The 3149-nt window shown below is 59.6% G+C and carries 6 protein-coding genes; 2 read left to right on the top strand and 4 right to left on the bottom strand.

Annotated features, from left to right (window positions below; genetic code table 11):
- Nucleotides 1-329 precede the first annotated feature (329 nt).
- Nucleotides 330-440, bottom strand: coding sequence for a hypothetical protein (locus WB402_RS00065; protein WP_424204564.1), 111 nt, complete (start codon nt 438-440; stop codon nt 330-332).
- Between the two features lie 99 nt (nt 441-539).
- On the bottom strand, nt 540-818 hold the full coding sequence (locus tag WB402_RS00060) for a hypothetical protein (RefSeq protein ID WP_424204562.1): 279 nt from the start codon (nt 816-818) through the stop codon (nt 540-542).
- A gap of 254 nt (nt 819-1072) precedes the next feature.
- Here WB402_RS00060 and WB402_RS00055 point away from each other — a divergent pair, with 254 nt between their 5' ends.
- Nucleotides 1073-1348 carry a DUF504 domain-containing protein gene (locus WB402_RS00055; RefSeq protein ID WP_424204561.1) on the top strand — a complete coding sequence of 92 codons (276 nt, stop codon included), beginning with the start codon at nt 1073-1075 and terminating at the stop codon, nt 1346-1348.
- A gap of 355 nt (nt 1349-1703) precedes the next feature.
- Here the strand turns inward: WB402_RS00055 and WB402_RS00050 are convergent, their stop codons facing one another.
- Together WB402_RS00050 and WB402_RS00045 are read right to left on the bottom strand one after the other, a co-directional pair.
- A complete protein-coding gene (locus WB402_RS00050) occupies nt 1704-2099 on the bottom strand; it encodes a putative toxin-antitoxin system toxin component, PIN family (protein WP_424204559.1) in 396 nt (131 codons plus the stop codon).
- Nucleotides 2096-2332, bottom strand: coding sequence for a ribbon-helix-helix protein, CopG family (locus WB402_RS00045; protein WP_424204558.1), 237 nt, complete (start codon nt 2330-2332; stop codon nt 2096-2098). Before WB402_RS00045 ends, WB402_RS00050 begins: the two co-directional genes overlap by 4 nt.
- Nucleotides 2333-2624: 292 nt before the next feature.
- Between WB402_RS00045 and WB402_RS00040 the strand changes: the two genes are divergently transcribed.
- Nucleotides 2625-3149 (top strand): trypsin-like peptidase domain-containing protein (locus WB402_RS00040; protein WP_424204556.1); only part of this gene is annotated, 525 nt, incomplete at its 3' end.

Here is a 3149-nt window from a genome sequence, read left to right as displayed (position 1 = left end):
CGCAGGAAGATTTCCTTGTTGCTGTACAGCGAGTGAATCATCAGGTCCAGCAGCTGCCGGACCTCGGCCTGGAATCCCAGGGTTTCTTTGTGCGTATCGACGCCCATAGTACGGCTCCCCTTTTCGCAAATGGTTATTCCTGGGCTGGAATTTTGGGGCGGCGGGCTCGGTTTTCAAGCCGGAGTTTCATAGGAGGCGGCTCCCGACGCGGCGCAGAGTAGCCCACAGCGCTCGTTCGGCGGGAGGAAGGCCCTGGACCTTGCTCTGTTTCCGCCTCGCCTCCCGAAAGGGGAAAGGGTATTAAATGGCGTTTGTGCCATTTCCCTGCATCAGGTTCGTTGCTTCCAATATCCCGGCGAACGCCGAAGATGCATCACGGCGATAATCTCGATGACATCGAATCGTACCCGATAGATTATCCCGTAGGGAAAATGTGCCACCCGGCACTTGCGGATGTCGCCCTCCACAAGGCGGTAGGCTTGGGGATGGCGGCGATGACCGCCGCGCTCATCGCCACGCTGCGCGTGGCGCGCTAAGCCTCAGCGGCCTTCCTGCTCGCCGACCGGCTCGGCGTTCACGGTTTGCGGGTGCGCGGTGCGCAAGTGCCCGGCCTCGGTGTCCCAGTAGATCGGACTCTCGGTCTGCAGCAGCTTGAGCAGAATCCGGAAGTCGTCGGGGCCGAGGTTGGTGAGCCAGTAAAGCTCGGATAAGTGGGTGGCGCTGCGTAACACGATCTTGCCCACGCCGCACTTCTCCCGGCTGCCCACGCCCACCGGCTCCCACTCCGCGTAGTAATTGCCGATTGCCACCACTGCCATGTCGTCCTCCTTGCCGCGCGCCGCAAGCCGCGACCGCGAAGATCTGTTCCATCGGCTGCCCTCGTAAGACGGGAAGCGGCCGCGACGCCGCGATGCGACCTTTGCCCATACAGCATCATGTCTGGCCCCATGCTGCTTTGACGCATGTCAATCCTTCATGCTACAGCCACGTTCTTTCGATGCCCCTTTCCCCCAGGTCGGCTTCGGTCGACAATCATTACCACGCCGTTCGTGCCAGAGGTTCCCGATCATACATGCTGCCCATCCAGAAACTGCTGAGCCGGATTCGCTGGGACCCACGCTTTCGCCGGGGGCGGTTTGCACTCGGTTATTTTGATCGCGTCACACGGAGTATTGTGGCGGTGCCGTTCGATACCATCCGTTTTCCGGCCGAGGCACCGGGGACGTTCGAAATCTGCGACGAGGAAGGCGTCTTGCACCGGATACCGTTGCATCGTGTGCGGCGTGTTTACCGCGACGGGCGCCTCCTCTGGGAACGCCACCCGCCGGGTGAATCTCCCGGCACTTAACGAAGATCCCTTCCGAGACACGAACCTGGTCTGTCCTTCAGGGTGAAATCATTCGTTCGTTTTGACTTTAACGATCCACCAGTACAAATAAAGGGTCGAAGTGATTTATAAATAAAGCCCGTAGGTTGGGGTGAACGAACTGAACCCCAACGCGGGGCACACGGGGTCATGTTGTGTTGGGCTTGTGGAGTCCATCCCTGGACTCCACCCTCCGGGCCAGCCTGCGGCTGTCCAACGTTCGCGCCCAGGGTGCAACAGGATTCGTTGCACCCGTTCGTCGGCGCGAACATACGTTAAGTATGTTCGCGACAACCCCGCCTCACCCCGGCGATTTTGTCGCGATGCTCACCCCAACCTACCGAGCTTCCAGAAAATCCTTTAACGATAGAATGCGGATTCCCCGATATTCGTCTAATTGCAGCATGGCTTGATCTCCAGTCACGATGGCGTCAGCCTTGCCCGTCACCGCGCACTCAAGAATTCGATTGTCCGGTTCGTCGCGCAATACTTTCAGCCGACTCCGGGGCGCTACCACCTCAGCAAGCTCTGACAAAAATACCGCAACGCGCGCCAGTTCTTCAGAATTCCGGTCAAATTTTCGCGCCAGAACATCGAGCACTTCATGGATGATAGGTCGGGAGATAACCAGATGCATTTCGCCTTCGGCTGCCTTGAGGATGGCGGCATCGGCCCGGCCGCCGGGGACGGCAAACGCGGAGACGAATATATTGGTGTCGAATACCGCTCTCACTTACGAAGATAGCGTTCCAGGTCCTTCTCGGTAAGCAGTCCTTTTACCTTGGCTTTACGGCTCCAATGGTCCTGTATGCCGCGCAGCTCGGATTTAAGACGCGCAGCACGCGTGGCCCGAAGCGCATCTTGAACCACGGCACTCAGTGTTTTGCCCTCCGCACGCGCCATTTCTTCCGCCTCTTTGGCCAGATCGGGGGGAAGGGAAATAGTCTTCTTGACGGCGGAACTCATGGAACACCTCATATGCTGGTATGAATAAATCATACTATGAAGGATTTGACTGTCAAGCCAGATTCGATTGTATCGTCGCTCACGCCGCGTGCGACCCTCGAAGTTCAGGTTGAGACAACTTTGTCGCCGCGCTTATGCCAGCCTGGGTAGCTATCCGGCTGCGTTCATTTGGAGGTTACGCTGGTCTTCCCTCACTTTTGCGGGGCTGACAGCCTGTTGCTCTGGCGGGGATGACGGCCAAATATAGGCAGCGTTTGAAACACCCCTCCTCCATCCCCATTGGATTGGGGCTATGGACGACAAAACTGTCATGGACCGGAAGGTAACGCTGACGGGTGGCGAGGACTTGGGCGGCGGTGGGCGCGGCGGCGAAGCAGTGGCGCCCGCGGACGCGGAGCTGCTCGATGCCTATTCGCGCGCGGTGATTCACGTGGTCGAGCGCGTGGGGCCGGCGGTGGTTAATATTCGGGTTGGGCATGCCACAGGCGCTCACCCCCTCCCTAGTCATTCCCGCCTGGGCGCAGAAGAACCATCTGCGCCCGTTCGGCGGGAGAAAGGTCCACCGGACCTTTCTCAGTTTCCGCCTCACCCCCCTTCAAGGGGGAGGGGAAATGAATATGGCGGGAAAGGGAATAATAATTTTGGCGAGCCGCACGGCGCGGGCTCGGGCGTGGTGATCGCGCCGGATGGTTATCTCCTCACCAACCATCACGTGGTGCAGGGGGCGGCGCACCTGTCGGTCACGTTCACCGACGGCGCGGCGGTGGCGGCTGAGGTCGTGGGCAGCGATGCGCCGACCGATCTCGCGGTGCTGCGC

The sequence above is a fragment of the Sulfuricaulis sp. genome, assembly GCF_049587675.1.
In the GTDB taxonomy this organism is placed as follows: domain Bacteria; phylum Pseudomonadota; class Gammaproteobacteria; order Acidiferrobacterales; family Sulfurifustaceae; genus Sulfuricaulis.
This window is presented reverse-complemented; position numbering and strand designations above follow the sequence as displayed.

Bases quoted from the DNA above. Each gene is read 5' to 3' on its own strand.
- WB402_RS00060 (WP_424204562.1), bottom strand. From the start codon at position 818: ATGGCAGTGGTGGCAATCGGCAATTACTACGCGGAGTGGGAGCCGGTG.
- WB402_RS00045 (WP_424204558.1), bottom strand. From the start codon at position 2,332: ATGAGTTCCGCCGTCAAGAAGACTATTTCCCTTCCCCCCGATCTGGCC.
- WB402_RS00055 (WP_424204561.1), top strand. From the start codon at position 1,073: ATGCTGCCCATCCAGAAACTGCTGAGCCGGATTCGCTGGGACCCACGC.